This window comes from Desulfosporosinus acidiphilus SJ4 (assembly GCF_000255115.2).
GTDB classification, from domain to species: domain Bacteria; phylum Bacillota; class Desulfitobacteriia; order Desulfitobacteriales; family Desulfitobacteriaceae; genus Desulfosporosinus; species Desulfosporosinus acidiphilus.
This window is the reverse complement of record NC_018068.1, coordinates 3796670-3819902: the sequence shown is the minus strand read 5'-3', so window position 1 is coordinate 3819902 and position 23233 is coordinate 3796670. Positions and strand designations below refer to the sequence as shown.

Annotated in this window: 22 protein-coding genes; 21 read left to right on the top strand and 1 reads right to left on the bottom strand. The window is 46.4% G+C overall.

Going from position 1 to position 23233, the window contains the following annotated elements; translation table 11 throughout:
* Positions 1 to 34: 34 nt before the first annotated feature.
* Positions 35 to 1186, bottom strand: coding sequence for a sporulation integral membrane protein YlbJ (gene ylbJ / locus DESACI_RS17480; protein WP_014828533.1), 1152 nt, complete (start codon positions 1184 to 1186; stop codon positions 35 to 37).
* Positions 1187 to 1679: 493 nt separating this feature from the next.
* On the opposite strand from ylbJ, the gene DESACI_RS17475 reads away from it, so the two are divergent.
* The 21 genes from DESACI_RS17475 (at position 1680) to ffh (ending at position 22970) form a co-directional block, all read left to right on the top strand.
* On the top strand, positions 1680 to 2876 hold the full coding sequence (locus DESACI_RS17475; RefSeq protein ID WP_014828532.1) for an acetate/propionate family kinase: 1197 nt from the start codon (positions 1680 to 1682) through the stop codon (positions 2874 to 2876).
* A 72-nt stretch (positions 2877 to 2948) separates the two neighbouring features.
* Entirely contained in the window at positions 2949 to 3458 is a 510-nt protein-coding gene (locus DESACI_RS17470; RefSeq protein WP_041276125.1) for a YceD family protein, read from the top strand.
* Between the two features lie 32 nt (positions 3459 to 3490).
* The gene (rpmF, locus tag DESACI_RS23800; protein ID WP_014828530.1) at positions 3491 to 3670 is read left to right on the top strand and encodes a 50S ribosomal protein L32; all 180 of its coding nucleotides are present in this window, start codon (positions 3491 to 3493) and stop codon (positions 3668 to 3670) included.
* A gap of 243 nt (positions 3671 to 3913) precedes the next feature.
* Entirely contained in the window at positions 3914 to 4498 is a 585-nt protein-coding gene (gene fapR / locus DESACI_RS17465; protein ID WP_041276600.1) for a transcription factor FapR, read from the top strand.
* Positions 4499 to 5482, top strand: a complete 984-nt coding sequence (gene plsX, locus DESACI_RS17460; protein ID WP_014828528.1) for a phosphate acyltransferase PlsX — start codon at positions 4499 to 4501, stop codon at positions 5480 to 5482.
* 35 nt (positions 5483 to 5517) lie between these two features.
* Positions 5518 to 6513 (top strand): beta-ketoacyl-ACP synthase III, encoded by a 996-nt coding sequence (locus DESACI_RS17455; protein ID WP_014828527.1) that lies wholly within the window; start codon positions 5518 to 5520, stop codon positions 6511 to 6513.
* Position 6514: 1 nt separating this feature from the next.
* A complete protein-coding gene (gene fabK / locus DESACI_RS17450; protein WP_014828526.1) occupies positions 6515 to 7465 on the top strand; it encodes an enoyl-[acyl-carrier-protein] reductase FabK in 951 nt (316 codons plus the stop codon).
* A gap of 8 nt (positions 7466 to 7473) precedes the next feature.
* The gene (gene fabD, locus DESACI_RS17445) at positions 7474 to 8409 is read left to right on the top strand and encodes an ACP S-malonyltransferase (protein WP_014828525.1); all 936 of its coding nucleotides are present in this window, start codon (positions 7474 to 7476) and stop codon (positions 8407 to 8409) included.
* 1 nt (position 8410) lies between these two features.
* Positions 8411 to 9154, top strand: coding sequence for a 3-oxoacyl-[acyl-carrier-protein] reductase (fabG, locus tag DESACI_RS17440; RefSeq protein WP_014828524.1), 744 nt, complete (start codon positions 8411 to 8413; stop codon positions 9152 to 9154).
* Positions 9155 to 9200: 46 nt separating this feature from the next.
* Positions 9201 to 9428: an acyl carrier protein gene (acpP, locus tag DESACI_RS17435; protein WP_014828523.1), complete on the top strand. Its 228-nt coding sequence runs from the start codon at positions 9201 to 9203 to the stop codon at positions 9426 to 9428.
* A 144-nt stretch (positions 9429 to 9572) separates the two neighbouring features.
* Positions 9573 to 10517 carry an NAD(P)H-dependent flavin oxidoreductase gene (locus tag DESACI_RS17430; RefSeq protein ID WP_014828522.1) on the top strand — a complete coding sequence of 315 codons (945 nt, stop codon included), beginning with the start codon at positions 9573 to 9575 and terminating at the stop codon, positions 10515 to 10517.
* Positions 10518 to 10529: 12 nt separating this feature from the next.
* Positions 10530 to 11771, top strand: a complete 1242-nt coding sequence (gene fabF / locus DESACI_RS17425; RefSeq protein ID WP_014828521.1) for a beta-ketoacyl-ACP synthase II — start codon at positions 10530 to 10532, stop codon at positions 11769 to 11771.
* 22 nt (positions 11772 to 11793) lie between these two features.
* Positions 11794 to 12582 (top strand): ribonuclease III, encoded by a 789-nt coding sequence (gene rnc, locus DESACI_RS17420; RefSeq protein WP_014828520.1) that lies wholly within the window; start codon positions 11794 to 11796, stop codon positions 12580 to 12582.
* Positions 12572 to 16159 (top strand): chromosome segregation protein SMC, encoded by a 3588-nt coding sequence (gene smc / locus DESACI_RS17415; protein ID WP_014828519.1) that lies wholly within the window; start codon positions 12572 to 12574, stop codon positions 16157 to 16159. Before rnc ends, smc begins: the two co-directional genes overlap by 11 nt.
* Positions 16152 to 16394, top strand: coding sequence for a hypothetical protein (locus DESACI_RS17410; RefSeq protein WP_014828518.1), 243 nt, complete (start codon positions 16152 to 16154; stop codon positions 16392 to 16394). The genes smc and DESACI_RS17410 overlap by 8 nt, the downstream gene beginning before the upstream one ends.
* 619 nt (positions 16395 to 17013) lie before the next feature.
* Positions 17014 to 17940 carry a signal recognition particle-docking protein FtsY gene (ftsY, locus tag DESACI_RS17405; RefSeq protein ID WP_085939236.1) on the top strand — a complete coding sequence of 309 codons (927 nt, stop codon included), beginning with the start codon at positions 17014 to 17016 and terminating at the stop codon, positions 17938 to 17940.
* Positions 17940 to 18728: an S-methyl-5'-thioadenosine phosphorylase gene (mtnP, locus tag DESACI_RS17400; protein ID WP_242833198.1), complete on the top strand. Its 789-nt coding sequence runs from the start codon at positions 17940 to 17942 to the stop codon at positions 18726 to 18728. Before ftsY ends, mtnP begins: the two co-directional genes overlap by 1 nt.
* A gap of 16 nt (positions 18729 to 18744) precedes the next feature.
* Positions 18745 to 19782: an S-methyl-5-thioribose-1-phosphate isomerase gene (gene mtnA / locus DESACI_RS17395; protein WP_014828515.1), complete on the top strand. Its 1038-nt coding sequence runs from the start codon at positions 18745 to 18747 to the stop codon at positions 19780 to 19782.
* A 32-nt stretch (positions 19783 to 19814) separates the two neighbouring features.
* Positions 19815 to 21116 (top strand): amidohydrolase, encoded by a 1302-nt coding sequence (locus DESACI_RS17390; RefSeq protein ID WP_014828514.1) that lies wholly within the window; start codon positions 19815 to 19817, stop codon positions 21114 to 21116.
* A gap of 77 nt (positions 21117 to 21193) precedes the next feature.
* Entirely contained in the window at positions 21194 to 21550 is a 357-nt protein-coding gene (locus DESACI_RS17385) for a putative DNA-binding protein (protein WP_014828513.1), read from the top strand.
* Positions 21551 to 21611: 61 nt separating this feature from the next.
* Complete coding sequence (ffh, locus tag DESACI_RS17380; protein ID WP_014828512.1) at positions 21612 to 22970, top strand: signal recognition particle protein; 1359 nt, start codon at positions 21612 to 21614, stop codon at positions 22968 to 22970.
* Positions 22971 to 23233 lie beyond the last annotated feature (263 nt).

Here is a 23233-nt window from a genome sequence, read left to right as displayed (position 1 = left end):
TCTCATTCCGGTGGATTATAGAGTTCGATATCATTTAACGATGTAACCGCTGGCTGGCAGCAAGAGAGAGAAGAATCCCTGACGCACCAAGAAACATGAGAAGACTAAGGTGCCATGTACTCCAGAATTGAGATTGAGGACTAAGACTCTGGGAGGGCAGTGCCATGACAGGCAATTTTGCGAATTTTAGGAAGAGTTGACTTAGTCCTAAAGCGAAAATTCCGTGGAGAGTTCGGGCAGCAATAAAAGGTGCAATTCTCAAATCAGTACCGCTAATGAAACCAATAATTTGAGCAAATACGGACAGACCACTCCAACCCATGAGCAAGGCCAACAAAGCTATTTGCTGATTGATAATTGGAACTGCCTGGATACTTTGTTGACAACCGATGGTCATCTCTAAGAGGCCGTTAAAGAAAGCTTGCTGAATTGATAAAGGAATTGCTCTTACTAGATAATGACTCAGAGATGCTAATAAAAAGGTAATACGCCAGATATTTAGGAGACGGAGAATTACAGAAAAAAAGGCCATAAACCCACCAACCATGAGTACCGTTGTAAAGCTTTGCTTGATGGAGTCACTGAGAAGTTGTCCTAGGGTGCGTTTGTCCTGGAGTTGGGCGGTTTTTAATTCGTGCCAGGCCTGTTGGAACGAGGGCAATCTGAGCGATTGCGCAGGGGAGGCTGAGAAATGGTAAAAACGAAAGAGAAATCCTACCATGAGATTGGCGAGATAAACGGAAGCGGCTAGGACAACTCCAAGAGATGGTTTTCCTAACATACCCGAAGCAACTGCCCCAAACATAAACCCAGGACTTGGGTTATTGGTAAATGCCAGTAATCTCTCTCCTTCAATACGGGATATTTTGCCCGCTTTGCGAAGTCTGGCGGTGAGAACTGCTCCCATAGGAAAGCCCGAGGTATACCCCATAGCCACCACAAAGGCTGCTTGACCAGGAAGCCGAAAGATCGGACGCATCAATGATTCCAGAAAAACTCCGAGGAAATGGACAAAGCCTGAAGCCATGAGAAGCTCCGAAAGAATGAAAAAGGGAAGTAAGGCCGGGAGAACAAAACGCCACCATAAAGTTAAGCTTGCACCGGCAGAGTTAAGAACTTCCTGAGGATATATAAACATGCCCAAGGCAAGGAGACTTAAACCTATTACGCGAATCACTACAGACATAGAAAGATCACCCTCCTCCACCTTTCTTTATACTATCAGACCCTCATGCCGCTTAGAGGACCATCAAAGAATGAAAACTGGTGCTGTGGAAATAAATACCTTATACGGCTAGCGAATCGAGATCGACCTTTCGTGGTGTTCTTTTTAAATTTATATGGAAAAATATCAGGCTCTAGAAGTCTGCCAGTATATCAGAGTCCTCCGGCCATGCCTTTTATTGGGAATATTGTAATTTTCAGCTTGGTTTTGCAATTGAAGCAATTCAGTCAGCAGGAAAGCAAGTTTTAGCGCAATCTTCTGAAATTGGAAGAAAAATGGAGATAGGGCTTGAAATAACCTTAAAAACTGTGCTACACTCACTGAGGAAAAAGAAGATTCCATGGGAAAATGTGGAAGACTATAGTTATGAAAAAATTCAAATTTTCCGGGGAAGACTAAGTCTATCTTAAAAAGAGAATTCTAAAAGAGACTGGAAAAACGAAGGGGATTAGAAATGAAAATTCTAGTAATAAACTGTGGAAGTTCATCACTGAAGTATCAAGCCATTGACATGAATACTAAAAACCCTATCGCCAAAGGGCTTGTAGAACGAATTGGTCTTCAAGGTTCGGTTCTCACTCACACTACCGCCTCAGGGAAAAAAGAAGTTATGAAAACGAGCATCCCCAATCATTCCGTGGCCATTGAACTTGTACTTAAAGCGTTGGTATCTCCTGAATATGGTGCCCTGAAAGACCTGGGTGAAATTGCTGCTGTGGGTCATCGGGTTGTTCATGGCGGAGAAAAATTTGCAAATTCTGTGGTTATTAATGATGATGTGATGAAAGCTCTTGATGAATGTATAGAATTGGCACCGCTGCATAATCCGCCAAATATTGCCGGGATCAAAGCTTGCCAGGCCATCATGCCCAATGTGCCTCAAGTAGCAGTCTTCGATACCGCCTTCCATCAATCCATGAAACCGGATAGTTACATTTACGGTTTACCTTATGAATTTTATCAAAAATATGGCATTCGGAAATATGGCTTTCATGGCACATCGCATAAATATGTCAGCCAAAGGGCGTCAGTACTTCTGCAAAAGCCTCTTAAAGACTTAAAACTGATCAGTTGTCATTTAGGAAATGGTGCTTCTATCTCCGCCATCAAAGGCGGCAAGTCTATGGAAACTTCTATGGGATTTACGCCTCTGGACGGATTGCTTATGGGTACACGCTCCGGAGCTTTAGACCCGGCAATTGTAACTTATATTATGAACAAAGAAAAATTTAATGTAGATCAAATGAATGATTTTTTGAATACCAAATGCGGTGCCCTTGGCGTTTCTGGAGTTAGCAGTGACTTTAGAGATATAGAAGTGGCAGCCTCGCATGGTAATTTTCGTGCTCAGTTAGCTCTGGATATTTTTGCTCATGATGTCAGGGAGTATATTGGAGCCTATGTTGCCGAATTAGGCGGTGTCGATGCCATTATCTTTACAGCAGGGGTTGGGGAAAATTCGGCGAGTACCCGTGCTTCAATCTGTGCCAACATGGAATTCTTCGGCATTGAACTTGATTTGGAGAAAAATAAGGTACGCGGTGAAGAAGTTGACGTTTCTAAAGCGAATGCCCGTTGCCGGGTTCTTGTGATTCCGACCAACGAGGAATTGATGATTGCTCTCGACGCACAGGAATTGACGGCAAAATAGGTGTAAAGAGTTTTCCTTGACAAAGAAAAATGTGCCAACTATAATGGTGTATGTGTATTGGGGTGATTTAAGGTGAAAGTGAATGTTGCTCAAGTTCGTCGCACATCTGGAGAAAGCATCCATTTTGATGTAGTGGAAAATTTTTCGCCATTTGAATTAGGTACAGAATCATTCTCCTTCTCAGCGCCTGTACACGTACAACTTCAGGTAATCAACACAAATAAAGCAGTGCTGGTTAGCGGAACAATTGAGACGGAACTGAAAGTAATCTGCGGACGATGTCTGGAACCTTTCGATTACCCTCTTAATTTACCCTACCAAGATGAATGGGCTTTCCCGGCGCAGGCGACGGAAGAATTGCTGGAGTCGGCACTTCTTTTAGAAAAGGATGAGGTTGACATTAGTCAACGAATTTTTGAACAACTTGTGTTGGCTTTACCTATGAAGTTTGTTTGTTCAGAGGAATGTCAAGGTTTATGTTTGACCTGTGGTGCGAATCTAAACCAGACTAAATGTTCGTGTAAAGAGGAAGTTATAGATCCTCGATTTGCAGCACTGGCCAAGTGGCAAGCCAATGACTAATCAATTTTCGAGAATTTAAAGGGGGTGTAATTATGGGTGTTCCGCAACATCGCCAATCAAAATCAAGAGTACGTAAACGCCGGGCTATGTGGAAAATCACTGCACCAAACCACATTGAATGCCCCCAATGCCATAAACCGAAACTGCCGCACTATATATGCCCAAACTGTGGGTACTATAATTCCAAAGTAGTTATTTCCAAGGAAGCTTAAGGTTTATAAGGTTTTGAGAGAACAAAGAATTCTATATTTAGGGTTCTTTGTTTTTTTATTTTCTTTATTGCTTTCTTCCCCTCCTATTTCGACAGGCTAATTTCTTGTAATAACGTTTGAGATAGTTTATAATTGTGACCAGGTCACAATTGCGATGATCGAACTTCGAAATTGATTTACCTTTTAGTTAATTCGCGGATGGTTAACGCGGTAGGAAATATAGAGTAAGATTTGGTGATAGCGATGGTTCGATATGGTAAAGAAGAACGCCGCAAAGTTCTTGAAGCGGAATTAACCAAACATCCTTTTTTTACAGATGAAGAACTTGCCCGACGCTTTCGAGTAAGTGTTTCAACCATTCGATTGGATCGGGGTGTCCTGGGGATACCCGAAGTAAGAGAACGAACCAGAGTAGTTGCGCAGGAAGCCTATTCAACGTTAAAATCTCTGGATGATCAAGAAGTGATTGGTGAACTTCAGGAGTTGGTTATCGGGGAAAGAGCTCGTTCTGCAATGACGATTGAGGAAAGCATGGTCTTGGCCAAAGCGAGAGTTGCCAGGGGGCATTATCTGTTTGCCCAAGCCAATTCGTTAGCCATTGCCTTGGTGGATGCACCGGTAGCTTTGACTGGGAGTGTGGAACTTAAGTTTATTCGTCCTGTTCAATTAGGAGAATTGGTCGTTGCAGAGGGTAAGGTTTCTCAACGAAAAGGTGACAAATACTGGGTGGAAGTCTTGTTACTGGTTAACACAGAGGTTGTGCTTCGAGGACAATGGATTTTATTTGCCAAAGAGAAAGAGGAAGTACGGGAAATGGAGATGGAATAGATGAGAATTGCTGTAGATGCTATGGGCGGTGACTATGCTCCCGAAGAGATCGTTAAAGGGGTCTTGAGGGCGGCAGAAGCAAATCCCGAGTTACATCTTTTGCTGGTTGGGCAAAAAGTTCGCATCCAACCATTCTTGCCCGACTCATGTCCAGCTAACCTATCATTGGTTGAGGCTTCTGAAGTCGTGGAAATGGATGAACATCCTGCGAACGCTGTGCGAAAAAAGAAAGATTCGTCCATTGTAGTAGCGACCCGTATGGTAAAGCAAGGCGAAGCCGATGCTCTTGTCAGTGCAGGGAGCACCGGGGCACAAATGGCTGCCTCTTTGTTGGGCTTGGGTAGAATTAAGGGAATTGAACGTCCTGCGATTGCTACTGTCCTGCCCACAGCACAGGGGGGAAAATTAATTCTTGATGTGGGTGCTAATTTAGATGCATCGCCGGAACAACTTTGCCAGTATGGGCTTATGGGAAGCGTCTATGCCGAAAAAATCTTAGGGATCTCCAATCCGCGGGTCGGATTGCTGAATATCGGCGGCGAAGAAGGGAAAGGGAACGATCTAGTCCAGAAGGCCTATGAACTTCTAAAAAATGCTCCCATCAATTTTACGGGGAATGTTGAGGGCCGGGATGTTCCTTATGGCCGGGCTGACGTGGTTGTTTGCGATGGTTTTGTAGGCAATGTGCTGCTGAAAACGGCAGAAGGCCTTGCAGGGGTTTTGTTTGAGCAGATTAAGGAGAAAATCACTTCAACGATGCTGCGAAAATTAGGAGCCCTTGCCGTTAAGCCAGGACTGAAGGAAATAGCTCAAATGATGGATTATGCCGAATATGGCGGGGCTCCACTGTTGGGAGTTAACGGAATCAGCATTATCTGTCATGGAAGTTCCAAAAACAAGGCGATTTATAATGCGATCCGCGTCGCTCAAGAATGTGTAAAAATACGACTTCTTGAACAAATACAAAACAATCTCCCCAAGTAAGGTGTTTAAATAATGAACAGAGAGGATATTTTGCCATGAGAAATGTAGGAATTGTGGGAACAGGGTCATTTGTTCCGGATAAGATTTTAACAAATGCAGACATGGAGAAACTCGTTGAAACCAATGATGAATGGATTGTGACTCGCACGGGGATCAAGGAACGGCATATTGCTCCCGAGGATATGCCGGTATCCGAATTATGCTATCAGGCGGGGTTAAGAGCCTTAGAGGATGCTAAGATAAGTCCTGATGAGGTTGACCTCGTGATTGTAGCAACCGTGACGGGTGACTATGCTTTTCCCTCAACTTCTTGCTTAGTGGCGGACCGCTTAGGAGCAAAAAATGCAGCGGCTTTTGATTTGCAAGCCGGCTGCACCGGTTTTATTTATGGAGTAACAACGGCCTCTCAGTATATTGCTGCGGGCCTGTATAAAACTGTACTTGTTATCGGCGGCGAAACTTTGAGCAAAATTCTTAATTGGAATGACCGCAGTACCTGTGTTCTTTTTGGTGATGGCGCAGGAGCTGCGGTGCTCAGGCCTGTAGAGGAGGGCTATGGATTCCTTAGCTTTGAGTTAGGGTCTGACGGCTCAGGGGGCAAACTGCTGACCCAAACCGCCGGCGGTTCTATGCATCCGGCAAGCAGGGAAACGGTGGAGAATAATCTCCATACCATTCAGATGGAAGGTAAGGAAGTTTATAAATTTGCCGTACGCATCATGGGGGACGTATCAGTCAGTGTTTTAGAAAAAGCAGGGTTAGTTAAAGAAGATGTAGATTTGCTTGTTCCCCATCAGGCCAATATACGAATTGTCGAGGCATCGGTTAAGCGCTTGGGGATTTCACCTGAAAAAGTGGTCATCAATCTCGATAAATATGGGAATATGTCGGCTGCTTCCATTCCCGTAGCCCTGGATGAAGCGGTGAAAGCCGGACGGCTGCATGAAGGCGATGTTGTCGTCATGGTTGGTTTTGGGGCCGGATTGACTTGGGGAGCCTGTGTTTTGAAATGGACGAAAGTGGGAAAATAGTATGTTTAAAACGAGAATTTGCGATTTAGTTGGAATTGAATATCCGATCTTTCAGGGGGGCATGGCTTGGACCGCCACCGGAGAGTTAGCCGCTGCCGTTTCCGAAGCAGGCGGTTTGGGAATTATTGGTTCGGGGCAGGCCCCCGCTGACTGGCTCCGTCAGGAAATCAGCAAAATAAAAGCGATTACGCGTAAGCCCTTTGGCGTTAATGTGATGCTGATGTCTCCGTTTTTAGAGGACATTATGCAGGTGATTCTTGAGGAGAGGGTTCCTGTTATTACCACCGGAGCTGGGAATCCTGGAAAATATGTTCCGGAACTTAAAGAAGTGGGGACGAAGGTAATTCCGGTGGTCGCTTCTGTAGCTTTAGCTAAGCGCCTTGAGAAGGCTGGAGCGGATGCGTTGATTGCTGAGGGTATGGAATCCGGCGGACATATCGGAGAAATTGCTACCTTTCCGTTGATTCCCCAAGTTGTGGACGCGGTAAATATTCCTGTAATAGCGGCAGGCGGGATTTTTGACGGCCGAGGACTGGTTGCTGCTATGGCTCTCGGTGCGGAAGGGGTTCAAATGGGGACCCGCTTTATGTGCGCTGAGGAATGCACCATCTCTCCACTAGTTAAGGACAAAATAATCAAGGCGAAGGATCGTTCCACGGTGATAACCGGGAGATCAACAGGTCATCCTGTTCGCTGCTTGGATAATCGGTTTACGCGAGACTTGGCACAATATGAAAAGGCAGGGATGCCTGTTTCTGAGCTGGAAAGGATTGGCCAAGGCAAGCTTCGTTTAGCTATGGTTGAAGGAGATATAGAGAACGGCTCAATCATGGCAGGCCAGATTGCGGGAGCCGTTGAAAAGATTGAACCTGCTGCCATGATTATTAAAGATATCATGCAATCGGCAGAAAAGGAATTCTCACGTCTTACAGCGTTGTTCGGGAAGAGGTGAAATGAGTTTTGGCCAAATTAGCAGTAATTTTCCCAGGCCAGGGTTCTCAATACGTGGGGATGGGCAAGGAATTATTTCAAACCTCAAGCGGGAAAAAGGCTCTGGAAACGGCCCGAGAGGTTCTTGGCGATCAATTCCTGGAACTTTTGGAAAATGGCCCTGAAGAGGAATTGCAGCAGACGGCGAATACTCAGCCGGCGATTCTCCTTGTCAGCGTTGCGGCTTGGCTGCAGCTTCAGGAAGCTGGGGTTAAGCCCGATTATGCAGCGGGTCATAGCCTGGGCGAATATTCGGCTCATGTCGCTGCAGGCAGTTTAACACTGGCAGAGGCGCTCAGAGTTGTGAGACGCCGGGGAGAACTGATGCAAAGAGCAGTTCCTGCGGGAGGAGGTATGGCAGCTGTTTTGGGGCTTTCTGCTGAAAAAGTAGAAGAGGCTTGTCAGCGGGCATCAGACTTAGGAGTCGTTGCTCCGGCAAATTTTAATTGTCCTGGGCAAGTGGTTATCTCTGGTGAATTAACGGCGGTAACGCGTGCCATTGAAGTTGCTAAGGAGCTGGGAGCCAAAAGGGCCATGCCTCTGGCGGTCAGCGGGCCGTTTCATTCCGCTCTGATGAGGAAAGCGGGAGAAGAACTGCTCTCGGTTTTAAGGCAGGTTCAGTGGGCTCCTCCTATCTGCCCGGTCATTGCCAATATTGACGCCGGGGAGGTTGTTTCCGCCGAACGCACCGTACAGTCCTTAGTTGATCAAGTGAGCGGACCTGTCCGCTGGGAACAATCGGTGCGCTATCTTGTAGACTCAGGCGTTGATACGTTTATTGAGTGTGGTCCGGGCAAGGTATTGAGCGGGCTCGTCAAGAAAATAGCTCCCGAGGTCAATCTTCTTCGTGTTGAGAATAAGGAGAGCTTGGAAAAGTCACTTGCATATTTGAAGGAGAGTCGTTAAAATGGTGCTGAATGAAAGCGTAGCTATCGTTACAGGGGGCGGTCGGGGAATCGGACGAGCTATCGCCCTTGAATTAGCAGCTGCAGGTAGCAAAGTTGTTGTAAATTATGCAGGACGGTCTGAAAAGGCGGAGGAAACCGTCGCCTTAATTCGCCAGGCAGGAGGAGAAAGCATCGCCGTACAGGCGGATGTAAGTCAAGCGGCAGATGTTGATCGCTTAGTGCAAACCTCTCTTGAACATTTCGGAAAAATTGATATCCTGGTCAACAATGCAGGGATTACCCGTGATGGATTACTGCTTCGCATGAAAGAAGCGGATTGGGATGCAGTCTTGGCAACGAATCTCAAAGGGGTTTTTCTCTGTACAAAAGCTGTCAGTAAAGGAATGCTTAAACAACGGTCCGGTGTTATTGTTAACATTTCTTCAGTTGTGGGTATATCGGGAAATGCCGGTCAAGCAAATTATGCGGCAGCCAAGGCTGGAATCATCGGTTTGTCCAAAGCGACGGCTAAAGAGTTTGCCTCTCGCGGAATACGAGTCAATGTTGTTGCCCCGGGGTATATTAGTACGGATATGACGGAAACATTACCTGAAGGGGTGCAGCAGGAGATTTTGCAGGGAATCCCCTTAGGCCGCATAGGAAAGCCGGAGGATATTGCCAAAGTTGTTCGATTTTTAGTATCACCGGAATCATCTTACATAACGGGTCAAGTCTTATGCGTTGATGGTGGTATGGAAATGTAAGTGCAAGTGCGTAAATTTAGTCTGTGAGAGGAGGTGAAGAAACACCATGGGAGTTTTCGAACAAGTGAAAGCCATCGTCGTCGAACAACTTGGGGTCGACGAAGCAACGGTTACCCAGGAGACCTCCTTTGAAGAGCTGAATGCCGATTCTTTGGACATCGTTGAATTGATTATGGCTCTGGAAGAGGCCTTCGATATGGATATTCCGGACGAAGAAGCAGAAAAAATCCGGACAGTCGGGGATGCAGTCAATTACATCAAAGAAAACAAATAATAACGAAAAGTCCCGTACAAAGTTGCGGGGCTTTCTCTTAGAGAGTTTGCTTTTTCCGCAGATCGTAATAACTTCGGAGAGAGATCAGATAGATTCAGTTTCATTATACCAGGCAAAGGGGTATAACTGACGGGAGGAAGCATTGTGAAAATACCCGAACTTCATATCGCAGATTTAGTTGCAAAAATACCAATCATTCAAGGAGGAATGGCTGTTCGCATATCTATGGCCCCCCTGGCAGCCGCTGTGGCTGAGGAAGGTGGAATTGGCCTCATTGCTGGCAGCGGTTTGTCTGTGGAAGAATTAATCGCTGAAATTCGTGAAGCTCGCCGGCGTACGAAAGGGATTATTGGAGTCAATATAATGTTTGCCGTGCGTGAATTTGCTCAGTTAGTTCATGCCGCCTTTGAGGAAAAAATTGACCTTTTAGTGTCAGGGGCGGGATTCTCAAGAGATATGTTTACATGGGGTAAGGAAAAGGGCATTCCGGTGGTACCGATAGTCTCTACCGCCAAATTGGCTAAGTTATCCGAGAAATTGGGGGCAGCCGCTGTTATTGTTGAAGGAACAGAAGCCGGCGGCCATCTTGGAACGGATCGTTCAATCCACGAAATCCTTCCGGAAGTTATTACTGCTGTGAATATTCCTGTCATTGGTGCAGGAGGGGTTACAGACGGGCATGGTGTGGCAGAAATGCTGAAGTCCGGAGCAGACGGCGTGCAAATGGGAACCCGTTTCGCTGTTAGTAAAGAGAGCAGTGCTGCTGCAGAATGGAAAAACGAAATGATCAAGGCCAAGGAAGAGGATATTGTAATTATTCATAGTCCGGTAGGTTTACCGGGCAGGGGGATTAGAAATCCATTCACGAAAGCTCTGGAGGATCATAGTGATGTCAAGCCTAATGGATGCAGTCTCTGCCTCAAACATTGTGAGGGGAACTTCTGCATTATGCGCCGTTTGATAAAGGCACAACAAGGCGATGTCCAAGAGGGATTGATTTTTTCCGGTGCCAAAGTCCACAAAATTAATGAAGTTCAGTCAGTTCATGAAATCTTTGAAAACATCAAAGCCGGTATAGAAGAGGCTTAAGGAGGAAGAGAGTTGAAACATCGTGCAGTAATCACGGGAATGGGCGTTATCACTCCCGTTGGCAATCAACTTAACGAATTTTGGAATAATTTAATTTCAGGCAACTCAGGAATCGGGTTGTTAACTCGTTTTGATACTTCTACGCTGTCGACGAAAGTTGCGGGAGAAGTTAAAAACTTTGAACCTACGGAGTGGATTGATAAAAAAGAAAGCCGCCATATGGACCGTTTTTCCCAATTTGCCATCGCTGCCGCAAAACTCGCTGTTCAGGATTCCGGACTTGATTTTGAAAAGGTCAATAAGGAACGTGCCGGGGCCGTGATGGGGTGCGGAATCGGCGGAGTCATTACCTTTGAAGAACAAAAGGAGGTTCTGATGAACCGGGGCACCGGCAGAGTAAGTCCCTTTTTTGTTCCTATGTTAATCGGCAATATGGCAGCAGGACATTTATCCATTGAGTTTGGGCTGCAAGGTTCAAGTATGACCATTGTTACAGCTTGTGCTTCAGCAACCAATGCGGTAGGAGAGGCCCTGCGCCAGATTCAGCGCGGAGAGGCAGATGTTGTTTTATGCGGGGGTACTGAAGCTCCCTTAACTGCTCTGGCCTTTGCCGGTTTTTGTTCCATGAAAGCGATGTCCACGGAAAAGGAAAACCCGGAGCAAGCCTGCCGGCCTTTTGACAAGCGGCGCAGCGGTTTTGTTATGGGCGAAGGTGCCGGTGTTCTGGTTTTGGAATCCTTAGAACATGCCAAGGCTCGCGGGGCACGGATTTATGCCGAACTTGCAGGTTATGGCAGTACTTCTGATGCGTATCATATAACGACTCCGGTTCCCGGTGGTGACGGCGCAGCACGGGCTATGAAAATGGCGATAGATGATGCCTGCTTGAGTCCCAGTGAAGTGGATTACATCAATGCTCATGGAACGGGTACCGGGCCTAATGATTCTACTGAAACTGCGGCTATCAAAACCGTCTTTGGCGACGCTGCTGCAAAATTAGCCATCAGTTCAACGAAGTCTATGACGGGACATTTAATGGGAGCTGCCGGAGCCATTGAGGCTATTATTTGTGCCTTGGCCATAGATCGCGGTGCAATTCCGCCTACGGCAAATTACGGAGAGCCTGATCCGGAATGTGACTTGGATTATGTTCCTAATCAAGCTCGTCACCAGGAGGTCAAGGTTTCAATGTCTAATTCCTTAGGGTTTGGGGGGCATAACGCAACGGTTGTCTTGAAAAGATTTGCCGAATAACTTGGTAAGGAGATCTCGATCTATGGGACAAAAGAACCACAACTCGACGAATACCTCTTCTCAGCCGGAGGGAAAAGCGGGGCGGAAACGATATGGATTTGCTCCCGGCAAAAAAGAACTAGGACTTAATTTAGCGAAACGATTGGGATTGGATACTCCTCCCAATCGACTCTTTATTACGGCTCTGACTCATCCATCCTATGTCTTTGAAAATCCGCAGTTCGGCAGGGAGAATAATCAACGTCTGGAGTTTCTGGGAGATGCCATTTTAGATTTTGTGATTGCCGAGTATTTATACCTGAATTACCCTGACCGCCCGGAAGGGGAACTCACCAAGATGAGAGCTGCTGTCGTCAATGAGACGACCTTGGCCCACAAGGCTCGTGACATTAGTTTGGGTCAAGAGCTCTTGCTGGGGAAGGGAGAACAGGTTTCCGGGGGTCGGGAAAGACCCTCAATTTTAGCCGATGCCTGGGAGGCCGTCATTGGCGCGATTTATTTACAATATGGATTTCAAGAAGCACGGCGTGTTATTTTAGAAATGCTCAAACCCCCCATTGAAGAAGTTGCCAAAGGAAATTATGGTGACTACAAAACGATGCTGCAAGAAAAAGCACAGCGACAGGAGATTGAAGTAGGATACCAAATCTTGGTAGAGGAAGGTCCGGATCACAATAAGTCCTTCACGGCAGGCGTTTTTCTTCAAGGGAATTTGATGGGAAAAGGAATAGGGCGTACTAAAAAAGAGGCGGAGCAGCATGCTGCCCAACAGGTCTTAGAGAATTGGGGGAAAGAAAACGATGAGTCCTGAGAATTTCCCTGTATTCTTGAAGGAAATTCACATTCAAGGATTTAAATCGTTTGCTGATCGCGTTAAATTAGAACTGGGTCATGGACTAAGTGTCATTGTGGGCCCCAACGGCAGCGGAAAAAGTAACGTAGCTGATGCGGTTCGCTGGGTCTTGGGGGAGCAGAGCGCTAAAAGTCTTAGAGGCTCAAAAATGGAAGACGTGATTTTTGCAGGAAGTACTCAGCGCAAACCCGTTGGAGTGGCAGAAGTCTCTCTGATTTTTGATAATGAAACAGGAATTTTCCCCTTGGATTTTCGCGAAGTCACGATAACTAGGCGTGTCTATCGCGATGGGGAAGGACAATATTTAATTAACAAAGCTTCATGCCGCCTGAAGGATATTCAAGAGTTATTTATGGATACCGGTGCCGGTAAGGAAGGATTTTCGATCATTGGGCAGGGGCGGGTTGAGGAAATTTTAAATCTTAAGTCGGAAGAACGTCGATCATTGATTGAAGAAACGGCTGGGATTACAAAGTTCCGCTATCGGAAGAAAGAGGCTTTAAAGCGCCTTGATGCCACTACTGCGAATCTTCAGCGTCTTGAAGATATTATTCAGGAGATTGAAGTACAACTGATTCCTCTGGCTGCCCAAGCCCAAGTGGCCGAACAAAGTCTTGCTCTCATGGCTGAACAAAAGTCACTTGAGATTCAGGCTGTCGTTTTAGATGTTGCGGATGTCAAAAAGAAGTTGACACAGGCAACCCAGGATTCTGAAACAATGAAACAAAGCTTAATTGAGTCACAAACCCTTCTGAGTCAAATTGAAAGTCAAGATTTGCAGCAAAAAGTTCATTTAAAAACCATTGATGAAGAAATTCAGGCGAAACAGGGAGAAGCTTTTAGGGCTGAACAGGCCTATAATACGATAAAACATGAGCAAAGCCTGCGCTTAGAACGGGCTAAGAATTTTAAGGAGCAGATCGAACGTTTATCTCAAGAGGTTAGTGAAGGTGAAGATAAACTTCGTCAACTGGAGCAGCGTCGAAAAACCTTGGCGGCTAAACAGGCGGTTTTAGGCTTAACCATAGAGGAATCCCGGCATAAGGTTGCTGAACAAGAACTGAAATTAGCGGACGGCCGGGATCATAAATTGAAGGAAGAGATTGACCGTTTAAAGGCTGATCTTTTTGAAGCAATGACCGAACAAGCGAACTGTTCCAATGCTCTCACCGGCATGCGCCATTCCTTAGCTTCTTTGGAGCAGCAGCTTTTGCAGATTCAGAATGAGCAAGCTAAAAAGGAGCAAGAGCTGGAATCTCTGACAAAGGAATCTGAAGCCCAAAATCAGGAACTTCTGCAGCTGCAGGAGCAAGCTCAAGTTTTTCAGCACGAGAGAGTTCGGCTTCAGGCGGATTTGGAAAGCCTAAAGAGGTCTCGCCAAGAGAAAGTCACGGAACTGCAAAGACAGCGAACCAGAATCGATCAAACTCGTGCCCGGCTGCAAGCGCTGCAGACCTTGGAAGATTCCCTCGAGGGATATCAGCGCGGGGTGCGAGAAATTATGCTCGCCAAGAAAAAAGGGATTCGAGAGGGATCGGGACTCTGCGGGACAGTGGCTGACCTGATTTCCGTTCGCGAAAGCCATGAAATTGCTATTGAAACTGCTCTGGGGGCAGGTTTACAAAATATTGTCGCTGAAAATGAGCAGGCAGCTAAGACAGCGATTGCTTATTTAAAAGCACATCAGTTGGGCAGAGTTACGTTTCTTCCCTTGGATGTGATTCAGGGAAATAGATTAAGCCTTGCCAAAGCTGTGGAAAGTGATCCGGGATTTATTGGAATAGCCGTTAATTTAGTCGAATATGATCCCAAGTATCGGGCAGCCATGGAGTTTTTGTTGGGACGTATTGTGGTTGTCAGCGATATGGATGCTGCAACCCGGATTGCACGGGCCTCGGGGTATAAGCTGCGAATTGTCACCTTAGAAGGCGACCAGGTAAACCCTGGGGGCTCTTTAACTGGAGGAAGCATTCAGCGCAAAGGCGGAAATTTGCTGGGGCGTTCCCGTGAAATTGAAACCCTGCGTTTAGAATTAATTAAACTGGAAACAGTTTATAGGGATAAAGAGCAGGAATTTAAAAACTTAGAAGGTCAAGAAAGCGAACTGCAAGGGAACCTTGAAGCCATAAGTCAGAAACAGCGCCAGGCAAAAGAACGAGAGGTCATGCTGAAAACAGCTTTTGATAATGTCTCGAACCAGGTACGCCGGGTTGAAAACGAGCTGCGGGGGTTAAACCAGCGTAAACAGGGAACTTTGGCTGAAATAGACGAGATTACTTTGAGGTTAAAGGACAGTTCGGAACAGTTAGAGAAGGCGGAAGCAAATGCCCGCCATTTGCGCGAAGAGTTTAACCTAAGGGAGCAAGAAGCACAAACTGCTGCCGAGGAGCTCGATCTTAGCAGAGAACACTTGACTCAGGAGAAAGTAAGCTTAGCCAAGTGGGAGCAAGAACTAGCCCAGTGTTTAGAGCAAATTGAGCAGGAAAAAGTTGTTTTCCAGGAAAGCGAGCAAAGTCTTAAACAGAAAAAACTTAACCAAGTATCACTCCAAAATAATCTTCAGAAGGTTGACCAGGAACAGTCAGAGTTAAATGAAACCCTTGAGGAGCATGCCCAGGTCCAAGAGTCTTTGCAATACGATTTAATGAAGCGGAGGCAGGAGAGAGAAGGTCTCTTGGCCCAAGCCCAATCCCTTGAACAAGAGATGCACAGCCGGAGTCAAAAAGTCCACGACTATGAACAACGTTTGCACGCTAATGATCTTAGGATCGTCCGCTGGGAAACTGAATGCCATACAGGACTGGCCCGCTTGGAAGAGGAGTTTTCACTTCAGTGGGAGGAAGCAGTAACGTATCTTTCTCAAGAAGAGAGGGCTGTGATCGGGAAAAGAGTTCAAGAGTTAAAACGACAGATTGAAGAATTCGGCCCTATTAACCAAGCGGCTATCGAAGAATACCCGAAACTGCGGGAACGACATGAATTTATGCTCTCCCAGCAGAGGGATCTGATCGAAGCAGATCAGACCTTGCGCCAGTTAATCAGTGAACTTGATGAGACAATGAGTGAACGATTCCTGGAAAGCTTTAATGCAGTCAATGCCGCCTTTCAGGAAGTGTTCAAGGAACTCTTCAATGGCGGAAATGCCGAACTGTCGCTGGTGGAACCTGAGGAACTCTTGGAAACTGGTGTTGAGATTGTGGCTCAGCCGCCGGGGAAAAAGCCCCAGCTGCTTTCGTTGCTTTCCGGGGGAGAAAGAGCCCTGACGGCCATAGCTCTTTTGTTCGCTCTCTTACGCGTAAAACCAACGCCGTTCTGCATTCTAGATGAGATAGAAGCATCCCTGGACGATGCTAATGTACAGAGGTTCGCGGAGTATCTTCACCGCTTTTCAGATTCAACTCAGTTTGTGGTTATTTCCCACCGCAAAGGGACGATGGAATCGGCCGATATCTTATATGGGATTACCATGGAAGAGAGCGGGGTATCCAAGCTGCTTTCGGTGCGGCTGCATGAGAAGGAAGAGGGACTTGCGTGACACCGGGCTCGGTCATACGCTCGCAGAGCAAACTACCGTTCAAGCTCTTTCTTTGGGGAGCGGGGTTCATCCTACGGCGATAGTATTTTTTGAAGAACCCGCCTTCGGCGATAGTCTCCACTGGAGACTATCGTGCCATAAGCGCCATCCATGGCGCTATGGCGGCGGTGCACATCCGGTGCACCGCCCCGTGTCTGGGGTCGCTTTCACGGAGTTTGCTGAGCTGCTCTTGTAAAGACCTCGCCCTTGTGTCACGCTGCGTTCCTGTCTTGGGTCGGAGGACGACGAAAGCAGGAGATGAATGAGGAGAACTTCGAGTCATGGGTTGAGGTTCCGCTGTCGATATGTGGAAGACATCAAAAGAAAGAGTTCTTCGTATGTAGATAAAGAATTCGTATTGTGGCAGAGTATCCATGCCATGGAGCATCGGAGTGAAAAAGTGGGGAAGACTTTAAGTATAGAAGATGGTGCATAAATGTGGATCATCAACAAGATGAATATAGGATAAGGAAGATGGAGAGCAGTTCTTGCTTGAGTATTTGAATATAAGGGAGCTTTTTGAGTTATCTTATAGGAATTGGTTTAATGTTGTACCGTTTTCAGAAGAAAGCGTTTAAGGGATTGCCCCACTGTCTGTTGTCCTCAGTTCACCTTGATTGATTCCTTCTGTCAACTTTTGTACTTGCTATTTTGATTACGTAAAGATATGGTATATATGGTAAACACTTCATTTGTATTTTTGTTTTGGCATGAATTGAGCAAAAGCGACATACAAGATGAGTAATACCGTTCATTTTTTATATTCTTATCTGGGAATTGTGAATTCGAACCACAACATGGGAGGGTGGTATTGTTTGGCAGGTTTTTTCTCTCAGCTTAAAGCTGGTCTTACGAAAACACGTCAAAATTTTGTTGAAAAGGTTGAACAAATATTTACTGGCTATAAAAAAATTGATGAAGAGTTATATGAGGAATTGGAAGAAGTTTTAATTCGTTCGGATGTCGGAGTAAACACTTCTATGGAGTTAGTTGAACGTTTGCGTAAAGAGGTGAAGCAGCGTAAGATTTCTGACCCTCAAGAGTTAACTAAGGTTCTGCAAGAGTTAATCGTAGAATTATTAGGGAAAGAAGAAACTATTGCGTTCGCCGAGCGTGGCCCGAGTGTTATTTTGGTGGTTGGGGTTAATGGGGTTGGTAAAACAACGACCATTGGGAAACTGGCGAACCGCTTTAAACTGGATGGGAAACGTGTTGTTTTGGCTGCCGGGGATACATTCAGGGCGGCGGCTATTGATCAATTGGAGGTTTGGGGAGAACGTTCCGGGGTTGAGGTAATTAAACAGCGTGAAGGGGCTGATCCGGCAGCTGTTGCTTATGATGCGGTTCAGGCTGCCAAGTCTCGCGAGATGGATGTGGTGCTTGTGGATACAGCAGGCCGGCTCCATAATAAGGTGAATCTTATGGAGGAACTTCGTAAGGTTAAACGTGTCATTGAGCGGGAAATCCCGGGAGCGCCTCATGAAGTACTTCTTGTTTTAGATGCCACAACAGGCCAAAATGCTTTACAGCAGGCTAAGTTATTCCAGGAAGTTGCTGGGGTTACCGGTATAGTATTGACCAAACTCGATGGGACGGCCAAAGGCGGCGTTGTCTTAGGAATTCAGGGGGAAACACGAATTCCGGTGAAATGGATTGGTATCGGCGAAGGTATGGAAGATTTGCGTCCCTTTGTTCCTAAAGACTTTGCCGAGGCTCTTTTTGGCAGCTCTGAGGAGGGATAATTCTGAGTTGGTTTGCCTTAATTGGGGGTACGGGGGTTGATAATTTCATCCTAAGCGACCAACGTTTGCTTGCGGTGGAAACTCCCTATGGAACGGTTCAGCTAATGGTCGGGAAACTTTCGGGACTTGAAATTGTATTTTTAAGTCGTCATGGTCGTGGACATGCTGCCCCTCCTCACTTAGTAAACTACAGAGCCAATATTTGGGCCCTGCATTCTTTAGGGGTACGCAAGATATTGGCGACGGCGGCAGTTGGATCTCTGTCTCGGAATTATCATTTAGGTGAATTGGTTCTCTTAAGTCAGTTTTTAGATTTTACCAAAAGTCGTCCCCAAACATATTATGAAGGTGGAGATCAGGGAGTCCTTCATGTCGACATGACTGAACCCTATTGTTCTTCTTTGAAGCAGGATGTTTTGGCTGCTTCAGAAAAAACCGGGATTGTAGTTAAGGATGGGGCATGTTATGTTTGTACGGAAGGGCCAAGATTTGAAACACCTGCGGAAATACGGATGTTTCAACAACTTGGGGCGGACGTCGTTGGCATGACGAGCGTCCCGGAAGTGGTTTTGGCCCGAGAACTTGGGATGTGTTATGCTTCTATCGGAATGGTCACGAATGAAGCCGCTGGAATCTCTGATCATCGACTTAGTCACGCAGAAGTGACGGAAAGTTTAAAAACTTTGGGAGAGAAGGCCGCGCGACTTCTTCAGGCAACCTTTGAGGTTTTGTCCCCTGAACAGAATTGTTGGTGTCCTGCGGCAAATCAGGAAGTTGGTAAGTTTTAGAAAGGGCGGTGGGATGATGAAATCAATCGAATGGCTGGGAAATGTCTTGAGAATATTAGATCAGACCAAGCTACCTAGAGAAACAGCCTACCGGGATGCTGTATCCTATGAGGAAGTTGCCGAAGCTATTGAAACTATGGAAGTGCGTGGAGCGCCGGCCATAGGTGCGGCAGCGGCTTATGGATATGTACTGGGAGCACTTGAGTACAAAGGAGACAGAGAGGGATTAAAAGACTTTATGGAGGTTGTCCAGACACGTCTGGCTCAAACTCGCCCTACAGCTGTCAACTTGTTTTGGGCCTTGCGCCGTATGGAAGATCGTTTGCGTGAAAGCCGGGAAATAGAAGATTTAGATGACGTTCGTAAGGCACTGATCGAGGAAGCGGATAATATTGCGGAAGATGATCGCCGTATGAACCGATTGATTGGTGAACTTGGAAATGAGATCGTTCCGGAGAAAAGTAATATTTTGACCCATTGCAACGCCGGAGCTTTAGCAACGGTGGAATATGGAACGGCTCTAAGTGTCATTCGCATAGCCCATTCATCCGGCAAAGCGATTCGCGTTTATGCTGATGAAACAAGGCCTTTGCTGCAGGGAGCCAGGCTTACGGCTTTAGAACTCATGAATGATAAAATTCCTGTGACCTTAATCGCTGATAATATGGCGGGCTTTCTGATGCAGCAAGGTAAGGTTGACTTGGTGATTGTTGGTGCGGATCGTATTGCCGCCAATGGAGATACGGCCAATAAGATTGGGACCTATTCATTAGCCGTCTTGGCTCAAGCCCATGAAGTTCCTTTTTATGTTGCTGCTCCGACCTCAACCATTGATTTAAAAGTAGCAACCGGTCAAGAGATTCCCATTGAAGAAAGAGCGGCTAAAGAAATGAGAGAATGTTTTGGCGTTCCTATGGCTCCAGATGAAGTCAGTGTTTATAATCCTGCCTTTGACGTCACTCCGGCAAAATATATCACAGGCATCATCACCGAGAAAGGGATTGTTACGGCACCATATTCGGTCAACCTCCTTAAATTGATGGTGCGTTCATAGGGCGATAGGCGCAAGGTAAGGAGTGATAGATCTTGTCAAGAATTCTAATTAGGGCCATGGTCTTGCCTATGACTGGCCCTGATGTCTTTTATCCCCACGGGGAAATTTGTATTGAAAACGATCGTATTGTTGCTGTCGGCGCAGAGGGATCGGTTTCTGAGAACTTTAAAACTGATCGGGTTTTTAATTTGCCGAATGATGTTGTAATGCCCGGCTTAATTAATACTCATACCCATGCAGCCATGACCTTGCTTAGGAGTTATGCCGATGACCTTCCTCTTATGCCCTGGTTAAACGAAAAAGTGTGGCCCTTTGAGGATAAGATGACGGAGCAGGATATCTATTGGGGAACCGCCTTAGCAATTTGTGAAATGATACGATCCGGAACCACCACCATGCTTGATATGTATGCCTCGATGGAGAAAGTCGCTGAAGCAGTGCTGCAGGCAGGGACTCGTGCGGTCTTGTCCCGCGGACTTATTGGCAATGGCCCCAATGGTGAACGGGCCCTGCAAGAAGCCGGTGATTTGTTTCATCAATATCAAGGGGCCGGCGGAGGACGCCTGAAGGTCATGTTTGGACCCCATGCCCCGTATACTTGTTCCGGAGAATACTTGCAGAGAGTTAAAGCTCAGGCAGATAGCCTGGGTGTGGGAATTCACATCCATGTGGCAGAAACCCTTGACGAAATTAAGATGATTCAGGAGCAATATGGGAAGACTCCCGTGGAATGGCTGGATGAGTTAGGCTTGTTTGGAGGTCATGTGGTGGCAGCTCACTGTGTGCATTTAACTGCAAAGGATATGGATATTTTGGCTCGCAATCATGTTTGTATAGCCCACAATCCCGAAAGCAATATGAAGTTAAATAGTGGAACTGCTCCCATTACCGAACTGCTTGACCGAGAAATCGTCGTGGGGCTAGGGACCGATGGGGCGTCAAGCAATAACAATCTTGATCTTTTTGGAGAGATGCGCACAGCTGCATTTCAGCAAAAACTTCAAGTGAATTCTACTGCCCTTCCAGCTTATAAGGTGCTTGAGATGGCCACTGTCAAGGGTGCTCGAACATTAGGTCTTGAAGACGTTGGTATGTTGGCTCCCGGTTTTAAGGCAGATCTTATCACTGTCGATATGGATCAGCCTCATTTTTATCCCCGTTTTTCTATTCCTGCTCATTTAGTTTACGTTGCTCATGCAGGCGACGTTCGAACGGTGATGGTGGACGGAAAGGTAATCATGGAAGAACGGAAAATCCTAACCCTAGATGTTAATAAGGTTTGTCAGGAAGCGGAAATACGAGCCAAGAGAATCGCACAGGAATTGAATGGATAATCTAGGTTCTTGACAAATCGTTGGTTTTAGTCTACTATTCCATTGTAAAGTAAAAATACTTTACAGGAGGATTTGATATGGAGAAACTAGCCACTATGGCTCTTTTCGCCGATTTCTACGGACCGTTGCTTACAGAAAAGCAGCGAAATGTTTGGGATCTGCATTACCAACAGGATCTTTCGCTTGCGGAAATCGCTGAGTTGGAACATATCAGCCGCCAAGCTATTCACGATTTACTCAAGCGTACGGAGAGAATACTTGAAGAATACGAACAGAAGCTAGGACTTGTACACAGATTTTGGAAGGAACGCGAGAAGCTCGCAGAGGTGCGAAGCTTAATGCGGGGGTTAACTGAGAAGGACTTTTCCAGTCATGAAGCTTGGGAACGTCACTGCCAAATCGGTGTCAGGATTGAGGATATATTTGATATTTGAGAGTAAGTTGCTCTTGAACTGAGGTTTACGAGGCGACGGCACAGGAGGTGTCACACAGAGCATGTTTCAAGGATTAAGCGACAAACTCCAAGAAACATTTAAGAAACTCAAGGGAAAGGGTATTTTAAAGGAAGCCGATGTTAACGAAGCAATGAGAGAAGTTCGAGTTGCTTTACTTGAGGCGGATGTTAACTTTAAAGTAGTTAAGGACTTCGTTGCTAAGGTTAAAGAACGCTGCATTGGTCAAGATGTTTTAGAATCACTTTCACCTGCACAGCAAGTCATTAAAATTGTCCACGAAGAAATGATTGATCTGATGGGAGGGGCAACAGGAAAAATCCTCGTTGCACCGAAACCGCCTACTGTGATTTTACTTTTAGGATTGCAAGGTGCCGGGAAAACAACTCATGCGGCAAAACTTGCTAATATGCTCAAGAAGCAGGGAAAGCATCCTTTGCTGGTGGCTTGTGATATTTATCGCCCTGCTGCCATCAAGCAATTGGAGGTTTTAGGCGAACAGATAAAGGTACCTGTATTCTCTATGGGACAGGAACCTCCTGCTGATATTGCACTTGCCAGTCTTAAACATGCTTATCAAAATGGGCAAGATGTTGTGATTATCGATACGGCGGGGCGATTGCACATCAATGAAGAATTGATGGATGAACTGAGAGCCATTAAAACCACTGTCAAACCGCACGAGATCCTCTTAGTGGTTGATGCTATGACCGGTCAGGATGCGGTGAACGTTGCTGAATCGTTCCATAAAGAGATTGGTCTTGACGGAGTTATTCTCACGAAGTTAGACGGGGACACTCGCGGTGGAGCGGCACTTTCTATTAAAGCGGTTACCGGGTGCACGATTAAGTTCGCCGGCACCGGGGAAAAAATGGATGCACTTGAACCCTTCCATCCGGATCGTATGGCATCTCGGATCTTGGGGATGGGAGATGTTCTGACCCTGATCGAAAAGGCTCAAGAGTCTTTTGACCAGAAAAAAGCCAAGGAAATGGAACAGAAGCTGCGCAAGCAGGAATTCACCCTTGATGATTTTCTTGACCAGATGCAGCAAATGAAGAAAATGGGTCCCTTGTCTTCCCTCTTGGAAATGATTCCGGGGGTTGGAAAACAATTAAAAGATGTAAAAATTGATGAGAAAGATACCGCTCATATTGAAGCGATTATACGCTCAATGACTCTTGAAGAGCGCAGGAAGCCTGCCCTTATCAAAGATTCCCGGAAAAAGAGAATTGCTAAAGGGAGCGGAACAAGCGTTCAGGAAGTTGGGCGGCTCTTAAAGCAATTTGAACAGATGCAAAAGATGATGAAGCAGCTGACGGGTTCCGGCGCTATGGGAATGCTCGGAATGGGTAAGAAGGGCAAAAAGGGCGGCAAGAAAGCAGGCTTCAGGGGCTTCTGAGGACTTGTATGACACAGCGCTCCGTCATACGTACCGTTCAAGCTCTTGTCTTTGGGGTGCGGGGTTCCCGCCATAAGCGCCGTCCGACGGCCATGGATGGCCTAGTGTCGCCGAAGCCAAGGATGGCGGGAGGCGACCATGGCGCTATGGCGGCGGTGCACATCCCTGTGCACCGCCCCGGTCTGGAGTCGCTTTCACGGAGTTTGCTGAGCTGCTTACGTAAAGACTTCGCGCTCGTGTCATACTGCGTCCTGAGCTTGGGA

What these genes read in the sequence shown, in the direction of transcription:
- ylbJ (WP_014828533.1), bottom strand. Translation starts at nt 1,186, where the DNA reads ATGTCTGTAGTGATTCGCGTAATAGGTTTAAGTCTCCTTGCCTTGGGC.
- DESACI_RS17475 (WP_014828532.1), top strand. Translation starts at nt 1,680, where the DNA reads ATGAAAATTCTAGTAATAAACTGTGGAAGTTCATCACTGAAGTATCAA.
- rpmF (WP_014828530.1), top strand. Translation starts at nt 3,491, where the DNA reads ATGGGTGTTCCGCAACATCGCCAATCAAAATCAAGAGTACGTAAACGC.
- fapR (WP_041276600.1), top strand. Translation starts at nt 3,914, where the DNA reads ATGGTTCGATATGGTAAAGAAGAACGCCGCAAAGTTCTTGAAGCGGAA.
- plsX (WP_014828528.1), top strand. Translation starts at nt 4,499, where the DNA reads ATGAGAATTGCTGTAGATGCTATGGGCGGTGACTATGCTCCCGAAGAG.
- DESACI_RS17455 (WP_014828527.1), top strand. Translation starts at nt 5,518, where the DNA reads ATGAGAAATGTAGGAATTGTGGGAACAGGGTCATTTGTTCCGGATAAG.
- fabK (WP_014828526.1), top strand. Translation starts at nt 6,515, where the DNA reads ATGTTTAAAACGAGAATTTGCGATTTAGTTGGAATTGAATATCCGATC.
- fabG (WP_014828524.1), top strand. Translation starts at nt 8,411, where the DNA reads ATGGTGCTGAATGAAAGCGTAGCTATCGTTACAGGGGGCGGTCGGGGA.
- acpP (WP_014828523.1), top strand. Translation starts at nt 9,201, where the DNA reads ATGGGAGTTTTCGAACAAGTGAAAGCCATCGTCGTCGAACAACTTGGG.
- rnc (WP_014828520.1), top strand. Translation starts at nt 11,794, where the DNA reads ATGGGACAAAAGAACCACAACTCGACGAATACCTCTTCTCAGCCGGAG.
- smc (WP_014828519.1), top strand. Translation starts at nt 12,572, where the DNA reads ATGAGTCCTGAGAATTTCCCTGTATTCTTGAAGGAAATTCACATTCAA.
- mtnA (WP_014828515.1), top strand. Translation starts at nt 18,745, where the DNA reads ATGAAATCAATCGAATGGCTGGGAAATGTCTTGAGAATATTAGATCAG.
- DESACI_RS17385 (WP_014828513.1), top strand. Translation starts at nt 21,194, where the DNA reads ATGGAGAAACTAGCCACTATGGCTCTTTTCGCCGATTTCTACGGACCG.
- ffh (WP_014828512.1), top strand. Translation starts at nt 21,612, where the DNA reads ATGTTTCAAGGATTAAGCGACAAACTCCAAGAAACATTTAAGAAACTC.